A 21,550-nucleotide genomic window follows, 5' to 3' on the forward strand; every position below is an offset into this window, starting at 1 on the left:
GCCGGGGACAGCCGCCGGCGTCGGGCGATCAGGGCCGGAAGACCGGCTCGATCCCGTAGTTGCTGGCGTACCAGCTGTCCGTCGGGAAGCCGCCGCCGTAGCGGTACACGCCGGCGTTCACCGGGATCTTGAACGGCGTCTGGACGAGGTTGCCGACGAAGTAGTGCTCCGTTGCCCTGTAACCACCTGAAGGTGTGAAGTACGAGACGACGTACTCGGTGCCCGGCACGACGGGAACCGGTGTGCTGAAGGTGATCCGCTGGCCGTAGGCGGCGCCGGGGGCCTCCTGCTCGGCGAGCAGCGTGCCGTTGGACCAGACCCGCGCGGTCACGGGTCCGGTGTAGTTGCCGCGTTTGATGATCACGGCCGTGATCGAGCCCGGACGGTCGACCGCAGTGCGCAGGCCGAGTTCGACCGCCTGCTCGTCGGGGTCGTTGACCGTCGGGCTGTACGTGTCGTGCAGGAACAGCGAGGTCTCGTGGGCGAGCGCGGGGACCGTCGTGCCGCCGACGTGAATGGTGCGCGACGCGGTGACCGGACCGGTCGTGGACGCGGTGTGGGCGCGGGCCAGGATCGTCACCGGGCCGGGGACGGACGGGAAGAGCAGGACCGACCAGCGTTCGTTGCGCGCGTCGACGGGGGTCCAGTTGGTGCCGTTGTCCGTGGAGAAGTCGACCTCGGTGATGCCGCCCGCCTCGCCGTTGACGGCGCCGCCGATCACGAGCAGCGGCTCGTTCAGCGGGACGGAGGCCTCGGCGGTGGGCGAGAAGATCATCGCCATCGGGCTGTCAGCCGCGAGGGCCGGAGTGGGAGAGACCAGGACAAGTGCCAGCAGCAGTACTGCTAATCGTCTCATGTACGGCAGATCGTCCCCGGTGAAGACGCAGTTACGGTGATCCGCCAGCCAGTCCCGCACCCGTTCGGCTGACAGGCGTACCCAGGTCCGGCAGATGTCGTTGACGAGTACATGACCTGTGACAACGAAGTCCCGGTCCCCGAAGCCCGGGTCCCCGTGCGACGGCGGCAGTTCCTCACGTTCCTGGTCGCGGCGCCGGTGCTCACCGTCGCGGTCCCCGGCACGGCCGAGGCCGTCATCCCGACGCTGCCGCAACCGGCCGAGATCCTGGATCTCGGCGACATTCTGATTCTGGCCGGCACTCCGACCGCGGGCGCGCTCGCCGTGCTCAGCGTCGGCGAGGACGGCGTCGTCACACTCGAACTGCCCCGTGCCGAGGTCGGCCAGGGCATCACCACGGCGTGCGCGATGCTCGTCGCGGAAGAGCTCGACCTGCCGTTGGACCAGGTCCGCGTCACGCTCGCCGACGCACGGCCCGAACTGCTGATGAACCAGCTCACGGGCGGTTCGAACACGATGCGGTCGGTGTACGGCCCGGTCCGTCAGGCGGCGGCGGCCGCACGGGCCAGGCTCCTCGCGGCGGCGTCGAAGCAGTACGGCGTCGCGGCCGACCGGCTGTCCACAAAGGATGGAGCGGTGATCCTGCCGGACGGGCGTCCCATCCTGTACGGGCTGCTCACCTCGGCGGCCGCACAGCTGACCGGAGTCTTCGCCGCACAACCGAAACCGGCTTCGGAACACCGGCTCATCGGCACGCCGCAGTCGCGCATCGACGCCCGCGCGATGGTCACCGGGCAGTTCAGGTACACGCTCGACCAGGACGTGCCGGGTGCCATGCCGACGGTCGTGCGGCGGCCTCCGACGATCAACGGCTCGGTGAAGTCGGTCGACTCCACGGCGGCGAAGGCGATGCCCGGAGTGCTCGCGATCGGCGTCGTGCCGACCGGCGTCGCGGTGGTCGCCGAGACGTTCGGTCAGGCCATGGCCGCCAGGGACGCGCTGAAGGTCACCTGGAACGCCGGAACGATCGACGCGTTGTCGGACAAGGAGATCCGGGCGAAGCTGCAGGCGGCCGCGCTGCCGTTCATCGTGCCACCGCTGCTGACCCAGCACGTGGACATGGAGTTCGACTTCGCGTTCGTCAGTCACGCGCCGATGGAGACGAACTCGGCGATCGCGGACGTTCGTGACGACCGCGCCGAGATCTGGGCGGGATTGAAGTCGCCGATCGTGGCGCGGCAGACCATCGCTGCGGCCATCGGACTGCCCGAGTCCGCCGTGACGGTGCACGTGATGCAGGGCGGCGGTTCGTTCGGGCGCAGGCTGTTCTTCGACGCCGCGATCGAGGCCGCGCAGATCTCGAAAGCCCTGCGGCGCCCGGTGAAGCTCATGTGGGACCGCAAGGACGACATGCGGCACGGTCGCGCTCGCGCTGCGAGCCACCACAAGCTGCGGGCGACGTTCGCGCTGGGCAACGTGCTGACGTTCGAGCACCGCGTGGCCTCGGTCGAGACCGACTTCCGGCACGGCCTCGGCGAGGTCCTCACCGCCACCGCCGCGTCGCTGCCGGTCGCGGGCAACCTGTCGTTCGCGCAGACGGTGTTCCTCACGACCTGCAAGGTGCCGTACAACTTCGGCGTGGTGACCTCGCTGCTCAACGAGGTGCCGCTGCGCATGCACACCGGCTCGTGGCGGTCGGTCTACTCGGCGAACACCCGTGGTGCGGAAGAGATCCTGGTCGACCAGCTCGCGAAGAAGATGGGCAAGGACCCCGTAGCGTTCCGCCGCGAGTACCTCAAGACCGCGCGCCAGCGTGCTGTGCTCGACAAGGTCGTCGCGGAAGGCGAATGGGGCCGCACGATGCCCAAGGGTTTCGCACAGGGCGTCGGTTTCCACGACGAGTACAAGTCGTGCACCGCCTGCCTGGTCGAGATCGACGCCCGCGACCCGCAGAACCCGCGTGTGGTCAAGGCGGTGATCGCGGTCGACGTCGGCCGCCCGATCAACCCGCGCGGCCTGGAGGCGCAGATCCTCGGCGGCCTGACCGACGCCATCTCCACCACGTTGCGCGCCGGTCTGCACATCGACAAGGGCCTGCCGCTGGAGGGCTCGTACTCGCAGTTCCACTACGCCCGGCAGAAGGACGCGCCGAAGGACGTGCGGATCTTCGTGATGCCGGCGACCGGGGAACCGGGTGGCGCGGGCGAACTGGGCGTGCCGGCCGCGGTCGGCGCGATCGCCAACGCCTACGCGCGGGCGACCGGTGTGGTGCCGCGCAGCTTCCCGATCATCTTCCCGGTCGACTTCGAGCCGTTCCCGCGCTGAAGGAGCGTTTCCTGTGCCTACCTACACCATGATCGTCAACGGGAAGCCGGTCTCCGTCGAGGCTCCCGCCGACATGGCACTGCTCTGGGTGCTGCGCGACAAGCTCGGCGTGCGCGGCCCGAAGTTCGGCTGCGGCATCGGCGTCTGCCGCGCCTGCACGTCCCACCTCAACGGCGCGGAGATCCAGCCGTGCGTGACGCCGGTGGCCGAGTGCGCCGGGCAGTCGGTGACCACGATCGAGGGACTGGCGTCCGGTGACGACCTGCACCCCGTCCAGGAAGCGTGGCTGGAGCAGGACGTCGCGCAGTGCGGCTACTGCCAGCCAGGCCAGATCATGGCCGCGGCGGCGTTGCTCCGGACGAAGAGGGAGATTTCGGACGAGGACATCGACCGGATCGCGAACGTCTGCCGGTGTGGCACCTACTTCCGCATCCGGCAGGCCATAAAGTCGGCGGCGGCCAAGATGAGTTAGAGCCGGGGCCCGCCGGCGCAGGAGGATCCCGTGCTGGCGCTGTCGGTGTCGCTGCTGGTCGCTGTGCTGGTCTGCGCGGTCGTCCGGCCGTGGGGCTGGCCGGAGGCGGCGGTGGCGGTGCCGGCGGCGGTGCTCGTCGTGCTCGCCGGGGCGTTGCCGTTCGACCACGTGGTGGACGAGGCGGTGCGGCTGGGACCCGTGATCGGGTTCCTGGCCGCGATCCTCGTGCTCGCCCAACTCTGCGACGACGAAGGGCTCTTCCACGCCTGCGGCACCTGGATGGCGCGGGCGTCCGGCGGCAGGCCGAAGACGTTGCTGGGCGGTGTGTTCGTCACGGCCTCGGTGATGACGGCCGTGCTCAGTCTGGACGCGACGGTCGTGCTCCTCACGCCGGTGGTGTTCGCGACGGCCGCACAGCTGGGCGTCCGGCCGAAGCCGCACGTCTACGCGTGCACGCACCTGTCCAACAGCGCGTCGCTGCTGCTGCCGGTGTCGAACCTGACGAACCTGCTGGCGTTCGCGTCGAGCGGGCTGAGCTTCACCCGGTTCGCGGCGCTGATGGCGTTGCCGTGGATCGTGGCGATCGCCGCCGAGTACCTGGTGTTCCGGCGGTTCTTCCGCACCGACCTCGACGCGCCCGCGCACGCGCCGGTGGTGCAGCCGCCGCAGGAACTGCCCGTGTTCGCGCTGGCCACCGTCGGCTTCACGCTGGTGGGGTTCGTGGTCGCGTCGGCCACCGGGATCGACCCGGCCTGGGCGGCCTGCGCCGGCGCACTCGTCATGGCGGCGAGGGCGCTCGCGAAGAAGCACACGACCGTGGTCAAGGTGGTGCGGGCGGCGTCGCTGCCGTTCCTGGCGTTCGTGCTCGGCCTGGGCGTCGTGGTGCGCGCAGTGGTCGACAACGGGCTGGACGACGTTCTGCGCCTCGCGATCCCCAGCGGCACCAGCCTGTGGGCGTTGCTCGGGGTGGCCGCGGTCGCCGCCGTGCTCGCCAACGTGATCAACAATCTGCCGGCGGTGCTCGTGCTGCTGCCGCTGGTGGCGCCGATGGGGCCGGGCGTGGTGCTCGCGGTGCTGCTGGGCGTGAACCTCGGACCGAACCTCACCTACGCCGGGTCGCTCGCCACGCTGCTGTGGCGGCGGATCGTGCACGACCACGACACCGAGGTGAACCTGCCGGAGTTCACGAAGCTCGGCCTGCTCGCCGTACCTGCCACCCTCCTCGGCGCCGTCGTGGCACTGTGGGCGTCCCTGCACGTGATCGGAGGATGACCATGACGGTGGTCGTGTGGATCGCCGGCGACACCTGGCAGGACTGCGTCGACGCGGCCCGCGCGTACTCGGGCGACTTCCTGTTGCTGCACGTCAGCGACCACGACGTGCCGGGTGCGGCGCACGGAGCGTTCGCCGGTCTGTTCGGTCGCGGTCACCCCTCGCGCGACCCCGGCACCCGCCTGGACGACCTCGCCGCAGGCCATGCCGCGCAGATCCTCGACGCGGCCGCGGAACGTCTGGGGCTTCCGTGCGCGAAGGAGGCGCGTGTCGGCCGGGTCGAGCACGAAGTCGTTGCGGCTGCTCAGGAAGCGTCCCTGCTGATCCTCTGCCGCGACGGCGACGTGAGCCACGCCGGACCGCGCAGCCTCGGCCCGGCGACCCGGTTCGTCGTCGACCACGCGCCCTGTCCGGTGCTGCTCGTCTGGCCGTCGTAACTGCGCATCCGCAAACTTGCGCGCACGCACTTTTGTCTTCTAGTCTCGGTGGCATGCGCGCCAAAGGCATCGCGTACGACACCGGTTTCGTGCGCCACGGAGAGATCTCGCTGGAGAAGTTCGACCTGGACGTGGTCAGGCGGGACCTGACCGTCATCAGGGACGACCTGCACTGCAACGCCGTCCATCTGGTCGGTGGTGATCCGGAACGGCTCGAGCGGGCCGCGGAGATCGCTGCCGAACTGGGGCTGGAGATCTGGTTCTCGCCCTATCCGCTGGAACTGACGCCCGCCGAGATCCTGGACCTGTTCACCGACTGCGCCCGGCGGGCCGAGCGGATCCGGCTCGCCGGCGCCGAGGTCGTGTTCGTGACGGGCGTCGAACTCAGCATCATGAACTCCGGCTTCATGCCCGGTGACGACATCATGCAGCGCCTGACCCAGTTGCTGGGGCAGCCGCAACGGATGCAGGAGGCCGGTGCGAGGCTGAACGAGTTCCTCGCTCGAGCCGTGGAGGTGGTGCGGGAACACTTCCGGGGCAGGCTCACCTACGCCTGCATCCCGTTCGAGAACCCCGACTGGGACCTGTTCGACATCAAGTCGTTCGAGCTGATCCGCTCCGCCGAGGTCGCCGACGTGTACGCCGCGAGCATCAGGAACGTGGTGGCGCAGGGGAAACCGGTCGCCATCACGGGCTTCGGCACGGCGGCCTGGCGCGGTTCGGGGGCCGTGGCGCCGCGCAGCATGGAGATCGTCGAGCACGACGAGGCCGGGCTGCCCGTGCGGGTGAAGGACGGTTACGTCCGCGACGAGGCCGAACAGGCCACCTACCTGCGTGAGGTGCTGGAGACCTTCGAGGCCGAGGGGGTCGACGGCGCGTTCGTCTACATGTTCGCGCTCAACAACTACGTGCACCGGCCGGACGACCCGAGCCGCGACCTCGACATGGCAGGTCCCGGCATCGTGAAGGTCCACGAGGACGGCACCTGGGAGCCCAAGGCCGCGTTCGGCGCGGTGGCCGAGGTCTACGCCCGGACATAACCGCTTGGCGTGCCGGGAGAAGGCGGTCAGACTCGTGGGCATCATGAGCAGCAGGTTGCGCGCGATCGCCCACGACACCGTCGAGATCTCGGAACGAGGTTCCTACTCCACCACCGCGGGCGAGGTCTCGATCGCCGTCGCGCCCGCGGTCGCGGGAACCCGTCTCCACCTGCCGGACGAGGTGCTGTCGCTGCCCTCGGAGACTCCAGGCGTCCGGATCGAGGTCACCAACGAGTCCACTTTGGATGCGACCCGGCGCCTCGGTGGTGACGTCGCGGCGCTGAACTTCGCCTCCGCGCGCAATGCCGGAGGCGGGTTCCTCAACGGTGCGCAGGCTCAGGAGGAGAGCATCGCCCGTGCGTCGGCGATCTACCCCTGCCTGCGTGCCGCCGGCGACTTCTACGCCTATCACCGCGCACACGACGACCTGACCTACAGCGACCGCGTGATCTACTCGCCGCGCGTGCCAGTGTTCAAGGACGACAAGGGAACCCTGCTGCCGCAGCCGTACGAGGTCTCGTTCCTCACGGCCGCGGCGCCCAACCGGTCCGCGATCCTGCGCAACCAGCCCGAACGCATCGACGACATCCCGCTCGCGTTGCTGCGCCGGGCCATCCGCGTACTGCACGTCGCCGCGTCGCACGGGCACCGCCGGCTCGTGCTGGGCGCCTGGGGTTGCGGTGTCTTCGGCAACGACCCCGCGGCCGTCGCCCGGATCTTCGCGCTCGCGCTGCGGGACAACCGCTTCTTCGACCACGTCGTCTTCGCGGTGCTGGACCGGCAGAAGGGCGCGCCCACGCTGACCGCGTTCGCCGACGCCCTGCATGGGTAGCATGCCGGTCATGACCACCGAGCCCGTGCGCGCGACCGACCGTCCAGGAGACGCGTCGCCGTTCGCGCTGGGCCTGCTGCTGCGCCGGGCGCACTGGCGGGCGGCGGCGGTCATGGGGGAGTCGCTGCGTCCGCTCGGCATCGAGCTGCGGCACTTCGCCGTGCTGATGGAACTGGTCAACAACGGCCCCGCGATGCAACGGGACCTGGCGCCGGCCACCGGCACGGACAAGGCCGGGATCATGCGCGTCGTGGACGACCTGGAGCGCAAGGGACTGGCCGTGCGCAAGGCCGTGCCGGGTGATCGGCGGGCGCGCGCGGTGGAGATCACCCCGGCCGGGCTCGCGCTCTTCGACGAGATCCACGTGGCGGCGCGACCGCTGTCCGAACGGCTGGGGTCCGTGCTCGAACCCGGCGAGCGTGATCAGCTCGAAGCGCTGCTGACCAAGCTCGCCCACGCTGACGCCTAAAGCTTCTTCGCCAGCACGACGGCCTCCTCCAACGCGCGCTCGCGAGCGGCTTCGTAGCGCGGGATGAGCGCGGCCATGGCGGGGTTGCGGGGCGCCATCGTCAGTTCCGGGACGATGAAGCCGACGTCCAGTCCGAGGCTGCCGGAGAGCACGGCCCGCAGGTAGTTCCGCACGAACTCGAACCCCTCGCGCGGCGTGCCCGGCTCGTAGGAACCGCCCCGGCTGGCGACGACGGTGACCGGCTTGCCCTGGCACGACGGGCTCTCGCCGGACGTGCGCCCGAGCAGGATCACGTTGTCCAGCCACGCTTTCAGCGTCGACGGGATCCCGTAGTTGTACATCGGGGCGCCGATCAGCACGGCGTCCGCGCGCTCCAGTTCCTCGATCAGCACGAGCCTGCCGGTGGACGCGGGGTCCCGGTATCCCTCGGCGGTGATGTGGGGGACGGGCTCGGCGGCGACGTCCCGGTAGATCACCGTGCCGTCCGGGTGCTGTTCCTCCCAGGTCCGGCGGAAGACGGCCGCGACGGAACGCGAGTGGGACGCGTCGCCGGGGAACACGGACGAGTCGATGTGCAGCAGCGTGGCCATGTGTCCTCTCCTACTTCGTATCGCTCGATATCGTATCGAACGATACTATTTCAGGTGTAACCACGTGACCACGTCAAGTGAGGAGGGCTGTGATGGACGTCTACGAGGCCGTCGCGAGCCGGAGGGCGGTGCGCGCGTTCATCGATCGGCCGGTGCCGCGTGAGGCGCTGGCGCGGGTGCTGACGGCGGCGGCCTGGGCGCCGTCGGCGTCGAACATCCAGCCGTGGCACATCTACGTCGTGACCGGGCAACCGTTGGCGGAGCTCAAGAAACGCGCCGGGGAACGCCTCGCCACCGGCGATCCGTGGGACGAGCCGGAGTATCAGCAATATCCACCCGAGCTGAAGTCGCCGTACCGCGAACGGCGTGCGGCCTTCGGGGCACAGCGCTACGGCTCGCTCGGCATAGCTCGCGAGGACCTGGAGGCACGGCAGCGGGCGGCCTCCGCGAACTGGGACTGCTTCGGTGCTCCCGCCGCCCTGTTCTGCTATCTCGACCGCGAGATGGGTTCGCCCCAGTGGTCCGACGCCGGCATGTACCTGCAGACCGTGATGCTGCTGCTCCGCGGGGAAGGGCTGCACAGCTGTCCGCAGATGGCGTGGGCCAAGTTCAGCGGGTCGGTCGCGGAGGTCGTGGCACCTCCGGAGGGGCTCGTCCTCTTCTGCGGCATGTCGATCGGGTACGCGGATGCTGCCGTGGTGGAGCCACGGACAGGCCGGGCGTCGCTCGCGGAGACCGTGACGTTCCTTGATTAGGCCTCTGACCTGCAGTGAGCCACGATGATGCCAAGTTGAGCCAGAAATGCTTGCTGGTGGCGCCACCGTGTGCCATAGTGGTGCCATGGATCTGACCCCGTATGTGGCTTCCCTCGGCCGCGAGCTGCTGACCGCCGTCGAAACAGGCGGCGACGAAGCGAGTGCGCTGGTCGAGCGGTTGACCGTGACGATGGAGTCGGCGATCCGGCTGGCGCTGCTGGAGGCGCTGTCCGCTGCCGCCGACGAGATCACCGCGGACCTGGCACCGGACTCGGTGCAGGTGCTGCTGCGGGGCCGTGACCCGAAGTTCGTCGTGACGCGCCGGGCACCCGAGCAGCCGGTCGACGTCACGACGGAGCCCGCCGCGCCCGCCGAGGACGTGGCGGCCGGTTTCGACGACGGCACCACCGTGCGCATCAACGTCCGGCTGCCGGAACCGCTCAAGGCCGCGATCGACGAGGCCGCTGCCAAGGAGGGCCGCTCGGTCAACGCGTGGCTCGTGCGCGCCGCGTCCGCGCAGCTGAGCCCGAAGCGTGACTCCGTCACCGAAGCGCTGACCGGCGGCATCCCCGCCTCCCAGCGTTTCGTCGGCTGGGTCCGCTAACTCCAGCGCCTACTTCACTTCGCCCCGACCTGCGGGGATGTTCCACCGACACCTTCTGAGGGGACAGCCATGCCTTCTTACGAAACGCCAGAACCGATTTCCGTACTGCTCGACGTCTACGCGGGCTACGTCCAGATCGTCGCGACCGACCGCACCGACACGCTGGTCGAGGTGCGGCCCTCGGACCCGTCCGACTCCTCGGACGTCGAGGCGGCGCAGAAGACCCGGGTCGACTACGCCGACGGCACGTTGGTGGTGCGCGGGCCGAAGCGGACGTTCGACTTCTCCAAGAAGACCAGGTCGGTCGACGTCGTGATCGAGCTGCCGACGGGGTCCAAAGTGGACGCCGACGTGACGGCGGGCAGCGTCCGCACCTCCGGGGTGCTCGGCGCGACCGGGGTCGACATGTCCGCCGGCAACATCCACCTCGACCGGACCGGACCGCTGAAGGCCGACACCGGCGCCGGAGTGGTCAACATCGGCGCGGTCACGGGCAACGCCGACGTCAGGACCGGCAGCGGGCACATCCGCATCGGCACGGTCCAGGGCTCGCTGGTCGCCAAGAACTCCAACGGTCACATCGACGCCGGCACGGTCGAGGGCGAGCTGAAGGCGCGTTCCGCCAACGGCGACATCACCGTCGAACGCGCTGGTGGTCCGGCGGAGGCCAGGACCGCGATGGGATCCATCAACATCGGCGAGGTCGTCCGCGACACCGTCACGCTCAACACCGCGATGGGCGGCATCGAGATCGGGATCGCCCAGGGCACCGCCGCGTGGATCGACGCCAAGACCGCGTTCGGCCGCGTCACCAACACGCTCGACGGCAGCGACGGCCCCGGCAACTCCGTCGAGACCGTCAAGGTCACCGCCCACACGTCCTTCGGCGACATCACCGTCCGCCGTTCCTGAGGGGGAAGTCCATGAACGCGATCAAGGCGACCGGCCTGCGCCGGTCCTACGGCGACAACGAAGTGCTGAAGGGCGTCGACCTGAACGTCCAGCGCGGCACCGTCTTCTCGCTGCTCGGCGCGAACGGCGCCGGCAAGACCACCACCGTCAAGATCCTCTCCACGCTGATCGGCGCCCACGGCGGCAGCGCGTCCGTCGCGGGTCATGACGTGGCGAACGACCCGGACGCCGTGCGTGCCGCGATCGGGGTCACCGGCCAGTTCTCCGCCGTCGACAACCTGATGACGGGCCGGGAGAACCTGAAGCTGATGGCCGACCTGCATCACCTCGGCAAGGCGGACGGCAGGCGCAAGACCGAGCAGTTGCTGGAGCAGTTCGACCTGGTCGACGCGGCCGACAAGTCCGCGGCCACCTACTCCGGCGGCATGCGGCGCCGGCTCGACCTCGCGATGACGCTGGTCGGATCGCCCCAGGTGATCTTCCTGGACGAGCCGACCACCGGCCTCGACCCGCGCAGCCGCCGCACCATGTGGCAGATCGTGCGGGACCTGGTGGCGAGCGGCGTCACGATCTTCCTGACGACCCAGTACCTGGAGGAGGCCGACGAGCTCGCCGACCGGATCGCGGTGCTGGACCACGGCAGGATCGTCGCCGAGGGCACCGCGGACGAGCTCAAGCGCCGCATTCCCGGCGGCCACGTGCTTCTTCAGTTCACCGAGCTCCGCGACCTGGAGTCCGCCACCCGCATCATCGGTCAGGCCTCGCGGGACGGTGACGCGCTCGCGTTGCGCGTGCCCAGCGACGGCAGTGTCCGCTCGCTCAAGGCGTTGCTCGACCGGCTCGACGAGAACGCGGTCGCCGTCGAGTCGCTCAGCACCCACACCCCCGACCTCGACGACGTCTTCCTCGCCCTCACCGGCAGCCCGGAAAAGGTGGCCCAGCAATGAGTTACGCACTGACCGACTCGGCGACGATGGTCCGTCGCAACCTCCGGCGGATGATCCGCTACCCGTCGCTGACGTTCCAGCTCCTGATCATGCCGGTCGTCTTCCTGCTGCTGTTCGTCTACGTCTTCGGCGGCACGCTGGGCGCCGGGCTCGGCGGACCGAGCGGCGGACGAGGCGAGTACCTCAACTACGTCACGCCGACGATCATCCTGATGTCGATCACGGCCGCGGTGCAGGGCACGAGCATCTCGATCGCGATGGACATGACCGAGGGCATCGTGGACCGATTCCGCACGATGAAGATCGCCCGGGTCTCCGTCCTGACCGGACACGTGGTCGGCAGCCTCGTGCAGACGGTTCTCGCCATGACTTTCGTCTTCGGCGTCGCGGTCGCGATCGGGTTCCGCCCGCAGGCGAGCGCTCTCGGCTGGCTCACGCTGGCCGGACTGCTGATCGCCATGTCGTTCGCGATGATCTGGTTGTCCGCCGCGCTCGGTCTCGCCAGCAAGTCCGTCGAGTCGTCGAGCAACGTCGGCCTGCCGCTGATCCTGCTTCCGTTCTTCGGCAACGGTTTCGTGCCCACCGACTCGATGCCGACGGTGCTGCGCTGGTTCGCCGAGTACCAGCCGTTCACCCCGTTCATCGACGCCCTGCGCGGCCTGCTGATGGGCACGCCGATCGGCAACAGCGGCTACATCGCCTTCGCCTGGTGCGCCGTCATCGGGTTCGGCGGCTACCTCTGGTCCAAGAAGCTCTTCAACCGCGAATCCACCCGCTGAAGGAGTCACCGATCATGCTGCACGGCCTTCCCACGGAACGCGACGTCACCCCGTTCGACCCGCCCAGCAAGGTCACCCTGGTCCGCGAGACCCGCCCCGTCAGCCCGATGCTCTTCCCCGACGGTCACGAGGGCTGGCTCATCACCGGTTACGAGGCGGTCCGGCAGGCGTTGTCCGACACCAGGTTCAGCAACCGGCAGGACCTCGGCATCCTCCACGTGCCGTTCCCGACGCCCGGCATGCCCGAGCAGACCGAGCCGTCCCCGCAGACGCCGGGACTGTTCATCAGCATGGACCCGCCGGACCACACCCGGTTGCGCCGCAAGCTCACCGGAGCGTTCACGGTCAAGCGGATGAAGGCCCTGGAAGAGGGCATCATCGAGATCACCGAACGGCAGCTGGACGAGCTGGCCAAGCTCACCCCGCCGGTCGACCTGGTGCGGGAGTTCGCGCTTCCGGTGCCGTCACTGGTGATCTGCGAGATGCTCGGCGTCCCGTACGCGGACCGCGAGGTGTTCCAGTCGAACTCCACGAAGTTCATGGAGCGGGACGTGAACCTCGAAGACAAGATGGCCGCGTACATGGCGATGAGCAGCTACCTGGCCGAACTCGTCGCCGGCAAGCGCGCCGAGCCGGGTGACGACCTGCTGTCCGACCTAGCCAAGGACGAGGACCTCAGCATCGAGGAACTCGTCGGCATGGCCTTCCTGCTGCTGCTCGCGGGCCACGAGACGACCGCGAACATGCTGGCGCTGGGCACCTTCGCGTTGCTGGAACATCCGGACCAGCTCGCCGCGCTGCGGTCGGACCCGGCACTGATTCCCGACGCCGTCGAGGAACTGCTGCGCTACCTGGCCGTCGCCGACATCTTCTTCCGCTACGCCGCCGAGGACATCGAGTTCTTCGGGGAGACGATTCCCCAGGGCTCGTCGGTCATCCTGTCGCTGCTGGCGGGCAACCACGACCCCGAGCGCTACGAGAACGCCGACACGTTCGACGTGCACCGCAACGCCCGCGGTCACCTGTCGTTCGGCCACGGCATCCACCAGTGCCTCGGCCAGCAGCTGGCCCGCATCGAGATGCGCGCCGGGTTCGAGGGGCTGCTGCGCCGCTTCCCGAGCCTTCACCTCGCGGTGCCTGCCCGCGAGGTGAAGCTCAGGACCGACATGAACATCTACGGCGTCCACGCCCTGCCCGTCAGCTGGAAGTGATCGTCCAGTTCAGCCGGCGCTGAGCCGGAACCGCTGCCCCGGTGCACAGGGGACGCGGTCAACGGTGGCCCCGCACGACGCCTGAGTCCAACGCCCGCCGCACGACCCCTCGTGGGTGGTGACGCCGAAGTCGTTGGCAGGCGGGAGTTTTCGCTTCTTCGAGCCCGCCACGTACCAGAAGTTCGCCGATCGCGGCGAGCAACGGGCCGGCTCTCAGTTCTGCTCGGTGGATTGCCGAGTTCACTCCACCTTGGCACCTGCGTCCAACACCCCTGCCGCGGTACGCCGTCACACGGTGAAGCCGCCGTCGACGTTGATGCTCGCGCCGGTCACGTAAGCACCGGCGTCACCCGCCAGTGCCGCCACGACCTCGGCGATCTCCGCGGGCTGTCCGTAGCGTCCCAGCGCGGTCAGCCCGCGGATCGTGTCCGCCATCGGACCGTCCGCCGGGTTCAGGTCGGTGTCCGTGGGGCCGGGGTTGACCACGTTCGCCGTGATGCCCAACGGACCCAGCTCGCGCGCGAGTCCCTTGGTCATCCCGATCAACGCCGTCTTGCTCGCCGAGTACAGCGCGAAGCCGGGAAACGGCGCGTACACCGCGACGTTGCTGCCGATGCTGATGATCCGCCCGCCGTCACGCATGTGCCGTGCCGCCGCGCGCGCCGCGAGGAACGGTGCGCGCACGTTCACGGCCATCGTGTGGTCGAACTCTTCGCGGCCGAGCTCCTCCAGCGGTCCGACCTGGAAGACGGCCGCGTTGTTCACGAGAATGTCGAAACGTCCGAAGTGGACGGAGGTCTGGTCGACCGCCGCCACCACGGCGTCCGGATCGGCGCTGTCCGCCTGGATCGCGAAACCGTTGTCCGGCTTGGTGTTCTGGTACGTGACCGCGACCTGTGCGCCGAGTGCGGTGAGCTTCTCGGCGATCGCGGCCCCGATGCCGCGGCTCCCGCCGGTGACGAGAGCCGCTTTCCCTGCAAGTGATCCCATGCCGATCAGCCTGCTGGAATCACCGCCGGGCGTCTGGCGGGAATCGGACCGTCAGTTGGCGCCTCGGACGTACGCCCACGCGGTGCGGTTGAGGCAGTCCGGGCCCACGCCGAACGTGGCCTTCGGGTTGCCGCCCTGATCCATGATGCCGTTCAGCGAGGTGCGCGACTGGGCGGCGGGTGCGCTGAGGACGTCGAGGAGCACCCGCGCCGGGTCGGGCTGGCTGAGCTGCTGCGCGGGCTCGGCCACCGGCTGTCCGGCAGCGACCAGAGTCGGCGCCACACCTGCTGTGAGCACGCCAAACAGCCTCTTGCGCAGGTGAAGTTCCCCCAGTTCGGTCCTGAATCGAGGAAACCCAGCGCCGTGCGGGGTCAGACCGGCGTTTCGGCCGACCCCTGTCCGCTTTCGGACAATCAGACCGCGGCCTTGGCCCGCAACGGTGCCGCGACCTCGTGCAGGTGCTCCAGCACGTATCCGTACGAGCGGAACAAGCCGCACTGCGCGTAGGAGATGCCGCGCTGCTCGCAGAAGTTGTGGACGATCACCTGCGCGTGCCGCAGCGCCGGCCGGGGCATGCTCGGGAACAGGTGGTGCTCGATCTGGTAGTTCAGGCCGCCGAGCAGGATGTCCGTGAACCAGCCGCCCCGGATGTTGCGCGAGGTCAGCACCTGCTTGCGCAGGAAGTCGAGCGAGTGGCCGGCCGACAGCACCGGCATGCCCTTGTGGTTGGGGGCGAAGGAACAACCCATGTAGAAGCCCCACAACGCCTGGTGCACGAGGATGAACGCGATGGCGTACACGGGCGAGAGCACCCAGAACACGACACCGAGGTACACCACGACGTTCGCGATCATCACGAACCGCTCGCGGCCGGAGTACCGGATCGAGTGCCAGTGCAGCGCGAAGCCTTCGAGCAGCAGCAACGGGAAGAACAACACCGCCTGGTGCGAGGCGATCCACCGCAGCGGACCGCGCTTGTCCGCGCCCTGCCGCTGCGTGAACGCCAGCACCGAGATGTCGACGTCCGGGTCCTCGTCCTCGTGGTTCGGGTTGGCGTGGTGCCGGTTGTGCTTGCCGACCCACCAGTCGTAGCTGACGCCGACCAGTCCGCTGTGGACGTAGCCGGTGATCGCGTTCCACTTCTTCGTGGCGAAGATCTGCTTGTGGCCCGCGTCGTGCCCGATGAACGCGAGCTGCGTGGTCATCGCCGCCAGGACGACCGCCACCGCGAGCTGCCACCAGGAGTCGCCCAGCAGCGCGAACGTCACCCACGCCGCCGCGTAGACGGCGAGGTTCACGCCGATTCGCGCGAAGTAGTAACCACGCCGCCGAGCGAGCAGGCCAGCCTGCTTGATCTCGGCGGCCAAGTGGGCGAAGTCGCTCGCCTGCCGGAGTGCCATTTGCGCAGAATGCCGGATGGCGGCGACGAAGTCATGCACGGCCGATGAAGTCGTTACAAACCGCGTGGGTCGGTCGCGCACCGGACACGATCAGGTGATCATGATCATCATCTCCGGCGAGCCGCTCGCCCCTGCCCCGGCCGCTGAGGTCCAGTGCTGCGCAATCGGGCCCGCCGCGGACGCGGGCCGATCCGGAGAGAGGACCAGTAGGCGTGGTCGACCACACAACCGTGCTCATCGCGGGCGCGGGGCCGGCGGGGCTCGTGTTAGCCAACTTGTTGCGCGCGGAAGGGATCGCCACCCTCATCGTGGAGCGGGCGACCCGGGAGCAGGTGCAGACCCGCGCGAGGGCAGGATTTTTGGGGCCGAACAGTGCTCGCGTCCTCGCTGAGCACGGGCTCGGCGCCGGGATGCTCCACAAAGGACGGTCGCACGGCGTCTGCGCTTTTCGGGGCGAGGACGGGGAGTTCGAGCTGGACTACGCCGCGCTCGGTCGGGGCGAAGTGCACACCGTCTACCCGCAGCAGGACCTCGTTACGGACCTGATCGCCGAATATCTGAGCCGTGGCGGGGAGATCCGCTTCGGTGCCACCGTCACCGGCGTCGATTCCGGTACCGCGACGATCCGTTACCGCGACGAGCAGGGCGCAGGTGTTGCCACCGGACGGTTCCTCGCGGGGTGCGACGGCAGCAACGGGGCCACCCGGCAGGCGATTCCGGCGGGCTTAGGGCAGCGCCACGCCCAGGACCACGGCGTCAGCTGGCTCGCCGTCCTCGCCGAGGCACCGCAGAGCATGGCCGCGGTCACCTACGCGATCCACGACGACGGCTTCGCGGGCCACATGGCCCGCAGCCCCGAGGTGACGCGGTACTACCTCCAGGTTCCTCCCGGCGACGACCCGGAGTCCTGGACCGACGAACGCATCTGGGCCGCTCTGGACACCCGGATGCGCACCGACGAGTTCGGAGCGCTCAAACCGGGCCCGATCACCGAGCGCCGGATCGTCCGGCTGCGCTCCGAGGTCGTCGACCCGATCCAGCACGACAGGCTGTTCCTCGTCGGTGACGCGGCCAGCCTGATCAGCCCGTCCGCCGCCAAGGGCGCCAATCTGGCGATCATGGAGGCCGAGGTGCTGGCCTCCGCCCTGATCTCCGCCCTGCACCGGGACGACGAACGGCCGCTGGCCGCGTACTCGCGCACCTGCCTGCCCCGCGTCTGGCGGGCGCAGGAGTTCTCGCGCTGGATGATCGACCTCCTGCACACCCAGGACGACGACTTCCACCGTGCTCTACGTCGCGCCCGGCTGCACAGCCTGCGCGACTGCCGCGCCCACCAGAACTTCTTCGCCGAGCACTACGTCGGCATCTGAGCCACAGGAACCGTCACCATGATCTCGACCAGCACACCCGTCATCGCCGCGGCCGACCTCGACCGGCTGACCGCCACGATGGCCCTCATCGGCGCGCACGACACGCACTCGGCCCTCGCCGCCGCGGTGCCGTCGCTGCCCGCCGACCAGCGCGCCGCCGTCACGCGGCACGCCACCCTCGACCACGCCGCGTTGCTGATCTTCCCGGAAACCCTTGCGGGACTTGCGGACGAGCTCGCGCGGCACGGCATCGAGGTCGGCACCATGACCCCGAGCGTCGTCGTCCGCGAACGGCTGAGCGCCCGCTACTCGGTGCCCGTCGCGGACCTGAAGGTCGGCATCCTGCGCGCGCCCGTCTCCGACCGCAACGGCTGGCCGTGCGAACTGGAGATCTTCGTGATGGTGACGCCGCCGGAGCTGGCGCACATCGCGGAGGACGAACGCCGCCACGAACACGAGAACCACGTCGCGCTGGCCGTGCGGCGGCCGGATCCGGTGCTGCTGCGCGGACTGCGCACCATGATCGCCGGTGTCATGCGCCCGGACGGCGGCGGCTACAACGGCTACGAGAACCACTCGGTGCTCTACTTCCGTGACGCGCACTGCGCCGACCCCGCGTTCCGCCGCCTGGAACTGATCTCCACCGGCCGGTTTCCCCAGCTCCAGGCCACCCATCAGCGCGAGTCCTGTGCCGGCACCGAGTTGCTGCGCCTGCTGACCGGCGCGTGGGCGACGCAGGCCATCGCGACCGCAGCCGAGCTCCGGCTGCTCGACCACCTCGTGACGATCCCGGACCTGCCCGGTCTGGCGTCGGCCACCGGCACCGAACCCCAAAGCCTGGCAAGGCTTCTGCGCTACCTGACCTCGCTCGGCGTCGTTCACCTGTCCGGTGGGCGGCACAGCCTCACCGACCTCGGCGAGCTGCTGCGGTCCGACCTGACGGGTTCGATGCGGCCGCTCGCGCTGATGTACGGCGGCCCGTTCTACCGGTCGTTCGCCGAGCTCACCGAGGCCGTCCGCAGCGGAGAGGAGTCGTACGCGAAGGCGTTCGGCGCCCACCACTTCGCCCACATGGCAACGGATCCGGACCTGGCCGAGCTGTTCCACGGGTCCATGGCCGCGAGCAACGCGATGTTCACCGGTGTCACCAAGGTCGTCGACTTCTCCTCGGCCGGCACCGTCGTGGACGTGGCGGGCGGCAACGGCGAGCTGTTGTCCCGCGTGCTGCACGCCAACCCGGCGGTGCGGGGCGTTCTGCTCGACCTCCCGAACGCCCTCGCCGCCGCCGAGCCACGCCTCGCCGACCTCGCGGACCGCGTCACCCTCGTCCCCGGTGACTTCACCCGCTCGGTCCCCGGCACCGGCGACATCTACCTGCTGTCCCGCGTGCTGCACGACTGGGACGACGAGCAGTGCCGCACCATCCTGGCCACGTGCGCGCGGAACATGCCCGCACACGCCGAACTCCTGGTGATCGAGCGCCTGCTGCCCGAGGCCGGCGAGGTGGACTCGCTCGCGATCCCGTGGGACATCCACATGCTGTGCAACACCGGTGGCCGCGAGCGCACCGAGTCGCACTACAGCGCGTTGCTCGCCGAGGCCGGTTTCGACCTCGTCGAGACGCACGCCCTGCCGCTGGACGCGCACGTCATGCGCGCCCGGCTGAGCTAACGCACCAGGCAGAAGGGGTGGCCGGCGGGATCCGCGTACACGTGGAACCGCTCGCCACCGCCTTCGAGCCTGCGCGCGCCCAGCGCCAGCACCTTCTCGCCCGCCGCCGCGAGATCGTCCACACGCACGTCGAAGTGCATGTGGGCGGTCTCGTCCGGCCACTTCGGCGGTTGCCAGTCCTCGACCCGCGCGAACGCCACACCGGGCCGGTCGGGGGCGTCACCGATGACGACGAACGCGCCGTCGTCCTGCACCCGGATCATCCCGAGCAGCTTCTCGTAGAACTCCGCGAGGCCCTGCGGATCAGGGCAGTCGATCACCAGTCCGTGCCAACGTCCGATCATGCGCGGGATGCTGGCACGGATCGAGGACAGCGACCGCCCTGGATCACACGAGCGGCATCGCCATCACCGGTGGCGTGGACGGCTTCTCCGAACCTCCCGAGGGCTCCACGGTCAGCGCGACCTCCTTCGCCCCGGTCAGTCCGCTGACCACGACCGGCGTCGACCGGGACTGGAGCAGTCCGGCCGGGTGCGGGTCTTTGTCGGCACCGATCAGCCAGAGCTGGTAGATCCGGCCGTCACCGGGATCGGGCAGGTCCTTGGCGAGGAACAGCGCCTCGTCGCGGCTGGCCGACACGACAGCGGTGCCGGTGGCGCCGTTCGGAGCCTTGCCGTTGATCAGCTTCGCGTCCGGTGTGGACAGGAAGTCGGAGAACCGGCTGTACTCGCTGGAGAGTTGCGCCAGCTGCCTGTCCTGGTCGGACTCCGTGTACTGCACCGTCACGAAGACTGCGGCGACCAGGCAGGCGGCCGCGAGCAGCCCGCCGGCCCAGCGCACCCGGCGCGGGTTCGGCACGCGTGCCGCGTGGGGAGAGACCTGGCGGGTCTCCGCCGCCGCGGCGAGCACTCGGGCACGCAGCTGCGGTGGCGGCGGGGACTCCACCGCGACGCCCAGGCGGGCGGCGGTGGCCGCGAGCTCGGCGACCTCGACCGCGCAGCTCTCGCAGCGGGTCAGGTGCGTCTCGAAGGCGGCCCGTTCGATCTCGGACAGCGCGTTCACGGCGTAGGCGCCGGTGAGCGTGTGCAGATCAGCGGATGTGGTCCTCATCCGGTCACCCCCATGCAGTCCCGCAGTCGGATCAGGCCGTCGCGCATCCTGGTCTTGACCGTGCCGAGCGGGATGCTCAGCAGGCTCGCGACCTCCGGATACGAGTAGCCCTGGTAGTAGGCGAGCAGCACGGACTCGCGCTGCAGCTCGGTCAGGAAGCTCAGGCACCGGCGCACCTGACGTTGTTCGAGCCGGCCGTCGACCTGCTCGCTCACCTCGTCGAAGGGCCTGCCCGGATCGAGCCGGGCCGCGCGGTCCTCGCGGTGGGTGGCGGCCTGGGCGGACCGGACGCGGTCGACGGCACGGCGGTGCGTCAGCGTGAGGATCCAGGTGTTGGCGCTGCCCCGGTCGGGGTCGAACCTGGTCGCGGTCCGCCACACCTCGAGCATCACCTCCTGGAACACCTCCTCCGACTGCGCCTGATCCCGCACCACCCGCCTGATCAGCCCGAACACCGAGCCGGACACGACGTCGTAGAGCCGCTCGAACGCGGCCTCGTCGCCCCGTGCGACCAGGGCGAGCAGCTCGTCGGCGGTCGGCCCCACGTCCCGCGGGGTCCTCGGCAGGCTTTGCAGCGCCCGCTCACGCTCAGGCATCCCAGGTCCTCTCCTCAGCGTTGTCCCTTCTGGTGTTCGCAGCGGAGGCGCTGATGGATCGGTGCCGGATGGGTCACATCCCAGGCCGGGTAACGGATCGATAACCACACCCATCCGCTCCCCGAGGAGCGGCGAATCACGGGCAGCAACTGCTCGATCACCCCTTGGAGATGTCTCGTCATGAACAAGACCGTCCGCAACACCGTCCTGGCCGTCGGCGCCGTCTCCCTCGCCCTGTTCGGCGCGGCGTGCGGCTCGGGTGACATGGCCAGCAGCGGCACCTCGTCCAGTGCCGCCCCCACCTCGACCGCGACGTCGTCCGCCGCGATGGCCGACCCGGCCGCCAACCTCGTCGGCCCGGGTTGTGCCGACTACGCGAAGCAGGTTCCGTCCGGTGCCGGTTCGGTCAGCGGCATGGCCGCCGACCCGGTCGCCGTGGCCGCGAGCAACAACCCGCTGCTCACGACGCTGGTCAGCGCAGTGTCCGGCAAGCTCAACCCGAAGGTGAACCTGGTCTCGACGCTCAACGGTGCCGAGTTCACCGTCTTCGCGCCGGTCGACTCCGCGTTCGCGAAGATCGACGCCGCGACGATCGAGAAGCTCAAGACCGACGACGCGCTGCTGACCAAGATCCTGACCTACCACGTCGTCCCCGGCCAGATCACGCCCGACAAGATCGCCGGTGACCAGAAGACCGTCCAGACCGGCACGGTCAAGGTGGCCGGCTCCGGCAACGCGATCAAGGTCAACGACGCCAACGTCATCTGCGGTGGCGTGAAGACCGCGAACGCCACCGTCTACCTCATCGACTCGGTCCTGCTCCCGGCCTGACCCGTCGGGCAGTACTACTCGCACTCCGGCAATCGCAGGGCGGGGCTGACTTCGGTCGGCCCCGCCTTTCCGTTGCGGCCG

Annotated in this window: 24 protein-coding genes; 16 read left to right on the forward strand and 8 right to left on the reverse strand. The window is 69.5% G+C overall.

What is annotated here, in order from left to right; genetic code table 11:
- Positions 1–28: 28 nt before the first annotated feature.
- Positions 29–856, reverse strand: coding sequence for a DUF4082 domain-containing protein (locus BM417_RS24850; RefSeq protein WP_143138792.1), 828 nt, complete (start codon positions 854–856; stop codon positions 29–31).
- A gap of 111 nt (positions 857–967) precedes the next feature.
- On the opposite strand from BM417_RS24850, the gene BM417_RS24855 reads away from it, so the two are divergent.
- The 7 genes from BM417_RS24855 to BM417_RS24885 are packed head-to-tail and all read left to right on the forward strand — an operon-like array spanning position 968 to position 7,703.
- Positions 968–3,181, forward strand: a complete 2,214-nt coding sequence (locus BM417_RS24855; RefSeq protein WP_093598911.1) for a xanthine dehydrogenase family protein molybdopterin-binding subunit — start codon at positions 968–970, stop codon at positions 3,179–3,181.
- 13 nt (positions 3,182–3,194) lie between these two features.
- Positions 3,195–3,653, forward strand: a complete 459-nt coding sequence (locus BM417_RS24860) for a (2Fe-2S)-binding protein (RefSeq protein WP_093598914.1) — start codon at positions 3,195–3,197, stop codon at positions 3,651–3,653.
- 39 nt (positions 3,654–3,692) lie between these two features.
- Positions 3,693–4,925: an SLC13 family permease gene (locus tag BM417_RS24865; protein ID WP_218164561.1), complete on the forward strand. Its 1,233-nt coding sequence runs from the start codon at positions 3,693–3,695 to the stop codon at positions 4,923–4,925.
- Positions 4,926–4,927: 2 nt separating this feature from the next.
- The gene (locus BM417_RS24870) at positions 4,928–5,362 is read left to right on the forward strand and encodes a universal stress protein (protein ID WP_093598919.1); all 435 of its coding nucleotides are present in this window, start codon (positions 4,928–4,930) and stop codon (positions 5,360–5,362) included.
- 53 nt (positions 5,363–5,415) lie between these two features.
- On the forward strand, positions 5,416–6,402 hold the full coding sequence (locus BM417_RS24875; protein WP_093598922.1) for a hypothetical protein: 987 nt from the start codon (positions 5,416–5,418) through the stop codon (positions 6,400–6,402).
- A gap of 43 nt (positions 6,403–6,445) precedes the next feature.
- Positions 6,446–7,234, forward strand: coding sequence for a TIGR02452 family protein (locus BM417_RS24880; protein WP_093599382.1), 789 nt, complete (start codon positions 6,446–6,448; stop codon positions 7,232–7,234).
- Between the two features lie 10 nt (positions 7,235–7,244).
- Entirely contained in the window at positions 7,245–7,703 is a 459-nt protein-coding gene (locus BM417_RS24885) for a MarR family winged helix-turn-helix transcriptional regulator (RefSeq protein WP_245822143.1), read from the forward strand.
- Here BM417_RS24885 and BM417_RS24890 read toward each other — a convergent pair.
- A complete protein-coding gene (locus BM417_RS24890; protein WP_093598928.1) occupies positions 7,700–8,293 on the reverse strand; it encodes an FMN-dependent NADH-azoreductase in 594 nt (197 codons plus the stop codon). The genes BM417_RS24885 and BM417_RS24890 overlap by 4 nt on opposite strands.
- A 92-nt stretch (positions 8,294–8,385) precedes the next feature.
- Here BM417_RS24890 and BM417_RS24895 point away from each other — a divergent pair, with 92 nt between their 5' ends.
- The 6 genes from BM417_RS24895 to BM417_RS24920 all read left to right on the forward strand — a co-directional run bounded on the left by BM417_RS24895 (position 8,386) and on the right by BM417_RS24920 (position 13,501).
- Positions 8,386–9,048, forward strand: a complete 663-nt coding sequence (locus BM417_RS24895; RefSeq protein ID WP_093598931.1) for a nitroreductase — start codon at positions 8,386–8,388, stop codon at positions 9,046–9,048.
- An 85-nt stretch (positions 9,049–9,133) separates the two neighbouring features.
- Positions 9,134–9,652, forward strand: a complete 519-nt coding sequence (locus BM417_RS24900; protein ID WP_093598934.1) for a ribbon-helix-helix protein, CopG family — start codon at positions 9,134–9,136, stop codon at positions 9,650–9,652.
- A 69-nt stretch (positions 9,653–9,721) separates the two neighbouring features.
- The gene (locus BM417_RS24905; RefSeq protein ID WP_093598937.1) at positions 9,722–10,564 is read left to right on the forward strand and encodes a DUF4097 family beta strand repeat-containing protein; all 843 of its coding nucleotides are present in this window, start codon (positions 9,722–9,724) and stop codon (positions 10,562–10,564) included.
- An 11-nt stretch (positions 10,565–10,575) separates the two neighbouring features.
- Positions 10,576–11,511 carry an ATP-binding cassette domain-containing protein gene (locus BM417_RS24910; RefSeq protein WP_093598940.1) on the forward strand — a complete coding sequence of 312 codons (936 nt, stop codon included), beginning with the start codon at positions 10,576–10,578 and terminating at the stop codon, positions 11,509–11,511.
- A complete protein-coding gene (locus BM417_RS24915) occupies positions 11,508–12,290 on the forward strand; it encodes an ABC transporter permease (protein WP_093598943.1) in 783 nt (260 codons plus the stop codon). Before BM417_RS24910 ends, BM417_RS24915 begins: the two co-directional genes overlap by 4 nt.
- A 14-nt stretch (positions 12,291–12,304) precedes the next feature.
- On the forward strand, positions 12,305–13,501 hold the full coding sequence (locus BM417_RS24920; protein ID WP_093598946.1) for a cytochrome P450: 1,197 nt from the start codon (positions 12,305–12,307) through the stop codon (positions 13,499–13,501).
- A gap of 288 nt (positions 13,502–13,789) precedes the next feature.
- Here the strand turns inward: BM417_RS24920 and BM417_RS24925 are convergent, their stop codons facing one another.
- From BM417_RS24925 to BM417_RS24935, 3 genes are all read right to left on the reverse strand, one after another.
- On the reverse strand, positions 13,790–14,491 hold the full coding sequence (locus BM417_RS24925; RefSeq protein WP_093598949.1) for an SDR family NAD(P)-dependent oxidoreductase: 702 nt from the start codon (positions 14,489–14,491) through the stop codon (positions 13,790–13,792).
- A gap of 51 nt (positions 14,492–14,542) precedes the next feature.
- Positions 14,543–14,788 (reverse strand): hypothetical protein, encoded by a 246-nt coding sequence (locus BM417_RS24930; protein WP_093598952.1) that lies wholly within the window; start codon positions 14,786–14,788, stop codon positions 14,543–14,545.
- 116 nt (positions 14,789–14,904) lie between these two features.
- Positions 14,905–15,891: a fatty acid desaturase family protein gene (locus tag BM417_RS24935; protein WP_093598954.1), complete on the reverse strand. Its 987-nt coding sequence runs from the start codon at positions 15,889–15,891 to the stop codon at positions 14,905–14,907.
- A 212-nt stretch (positions 15,892–16,103) separates the two neighbouring features.
- Between BM417_RS24935 and BM417_RS24940 the strand changes: the two genes are divergently transcribed.
- Together BM417_RS24940 and BM417_RS24945 are read left to right on the forward strand one after the other, a co-directional pair.
- Entirely contained in the window at positions 16,104–17,261 is a 1,158-nt protein-coding gene (locus BM417_RS24940) for a 4-hydroxybenzoate 3-monooxygenase (RefSeq protein ID WP_245822144.1), read from the forward strand.
- 18 nt (positions 17,262–17,279) lie between these two features.
- Complete coding sequence (locus BM417_RS24945; RefSeq protein WP_093598957.1) at positions 17,280–18,932, forward strand: methyltransferase; 1,653 nt, start codon at positions 17,280–17,282, stop codon at positions 18,930–18,932.
- On the opposite strand, the gene BM417_RS24950 is transcribed toward BM417_RS24945, so the two are convergent.
- Genes BM417_RS24950 through sigK form a run of 3 tightly spaced genes read right to left on the reverse strand, consistent with a single transcriptional unit; the run spans position 18,929 to position 20,638 of the window.
- Positions 18,929–19,276, reverse strand: a complete 348-nt coding sequence (locus tag BM417_RS24950) for a VOC family protein (RefSeq protein ID WP_093598959.1) — start codon at positions 19,274–19,276, stop codon at positions 18,929–18,931. The two genes, BM417_RS24945 and BM417_RS24950, sit on opposite strands and share 4 nt — an antisense overlap.
- Before the next feature lie 43 nt (positions 19,277–19,319).
- Positions 19,320–20,042 (reverse strand): anti-sigma factor, encoded by a 723-nt coding sequence (locus BM417_RS24955; protein ID WP_093598961.1) that lies wholly within the window; start codon positions 20,040–20,042, stop codon positions 19,320–19,322.
- Positions 20,039–20,638 (reverse strand): ECF RNA polymerase sigma factor SigK, encoded by a 600-nt coding sequence (gene sigK, locus BM417_RS24960; protein ID WP_093598963.1) that lies wholly within the window; start codon positions 20,636–20,638, stop codon positions 20,039–20,041. Before sigK ends, BM417_RS24955 begins: the two co-directional genes overlap by 4 nt.
- Before the next feature lie 180 nt (positions 20,639–20,818).
- On the opposite strand from sigK, the gene BM417_RS24965 reads away from it, so the two are divergent.
- A complete protein-coding gene (locus tag BM417_RS24965) occupies positions 20,819–21,469 on the forward strand; it encodes a fasciclin domain-containing protein (protein ID WP_093598966.1) in 651 nt (216 codons plus the stop codon).
- Positions 21,470–21,550: the final 81 nt, after the last annotated feature.

This window comes from Lentzea waywayandensis (assembly GCF_900115955.1).
Taxonomy (GTDB): domain Bacteria; phylum Actinomycetota; class Actinomycetes; order Mycobacteriales; family Pseudonocardiaceae; genus Lentzea; species Lentzea waywayandensis.

Excerpts from the sequence above, each read along its gene's own strand:
- BM417_RS24850 (WP_143138792.1), bottom strand. The coding sequence starts at position 856 with ATGAGACGATTAGCAGTACTGCTGCTGGCACTTGTCCTGGTCTCTCCC.
- BM417_RS24855 (WP_093598911.1), top strand. The coding sequence starts at position 968 with ATGACCTGTGACAACGAAGTCCCGGTCCCCGAAGCCCGGGTCCCCGTG.
- BM417_RS24870 (WP_093598919.1), top strand. The coding sequence starts at position 4,928 with ATGACGGTGGTCGTGTGGATCGCCGGCGACACCTGGCAGGACTGCGTC.
- BM417_RS24875 (WP_093598922.1), top strand. The coding sequence starts at position 5,416 with ATGCGCGCCAAAGGCATCGCGTACGACACCGGTTTCGTGCGCCACGGA.
- BM417_RS24880 (WP_093599382.1), top strand. The coding sequence starts at position 6,446 with ATGAGCAGCAGGTTGCGCGCGATCGCCCACGACACCGTCGAGATCTCG.
- BM417_RS24885 (WP_245822143.1), top strand. The coding sequence starts at position 7,245 with ATGACCACCGAGCCCGTGCGCGCGACCGACCGTCCAGGAGACGCGTCG.
- BM417_RS24890 (WP_093598928.1), bottom strand. The coding sequence starts at position 8,293 with ATGGCCACGCTGCTGCACATCGACTCGTCCGTGTTCCCCGGCGACGCG.
- BM417_RS24895 (WP_093598931.1), top strand. The coding sequence starts at position 8,386 with ATGGACGTCTACGAGGCCGTCGCGAGCCGGAGGGCGGTGCGCGCGTTC.
- BM417_RS24900 (WP_093598934.1), top strand. The coding sequence starts at position 9,134 with ATGGATCTGACCCCGTATGTGGCTTCCCTCGGCCGCGAGCTGCTGACC.
- BM417_RS24905 (WP_093598937.1), top strand. The coding sequence starts at position 9,722 with ATGCCTTCTTACGAAACGCCAGAACCGATTTCCGTACTGCTCGACGTC.
- BM417_RS24910 (WP_093598940.1), top strand. The coding sequence starts at position 10,576 with ATGAACGCGATCAAGGCGACCGGCCTGCGCCGGTCCTACGGCGACAAC.
- BM417_RS24915 (WP_093598943.1), top strand. The coding sequence starts at position 11,508 with ATGAGTTACGCACTGACCGACTCGGCGACGATGGTCCGTCGCAACCTC.
- BM417_RS24920 (WP_093598946.1), top strand. The coding sequence starts at position 12,305 with ATGCTGCACGGCCTTCCCACGGAACGCGACGTCACCCCGTTCGACCCG.
- BM417_RS24925 (WP_093598949.1), bottom strand. The coding sequence starts at position 14,491 with ATGGGATCACTTGCAGGGAAAGCGGCTCTCGTCACCGGCGGGAGCCGC.
- BM417_RS24935 (WP_093598954.1), bottom strand. The coding sequence starts at position 15,891 with ATGGCACTCCGGCAGGCGAGCGACTTCGCCCACTTGGCCGCCGAGATC.
- BM417_RS24945 (WP_093598957.1), top strand. The coding sequence starts at position 17,280 with ATGATCTCGACCAGCACACCCGTCATCGCCGCGGCCGACCTCGACCGG.
- BM417_RS24950 (WP_093598959.1), bottom strand. The coding sequence starts at position 19,276 with ATGATCGGACGTTGGCACGGACTGGTGATCGACTGCCCTGATCCGCAG.
- BM417_RS24955 (WP_093598961.1), bottom strand. The coding sequence starts at position 20,042 with ATGAGGACCACATCCGCTGATCTGCACACGCTCACCGGCGCCTACGCC.
- sigK (WP_093598963.1), bottom strand. The coding sequence starts at position 20,638 with ATGCCTGAGCGTGAGCGGGCGCTGCAAAGCCTGCCGAGGACCCCGCGG.
- BM417_RS24965 (WP_093598966.1), top strand. The coding sequence starts at position 20,819 with ATGAACAAGACCGTCCGCAACACCGTCCTGGCCGTCGGCGCCGTCTCC.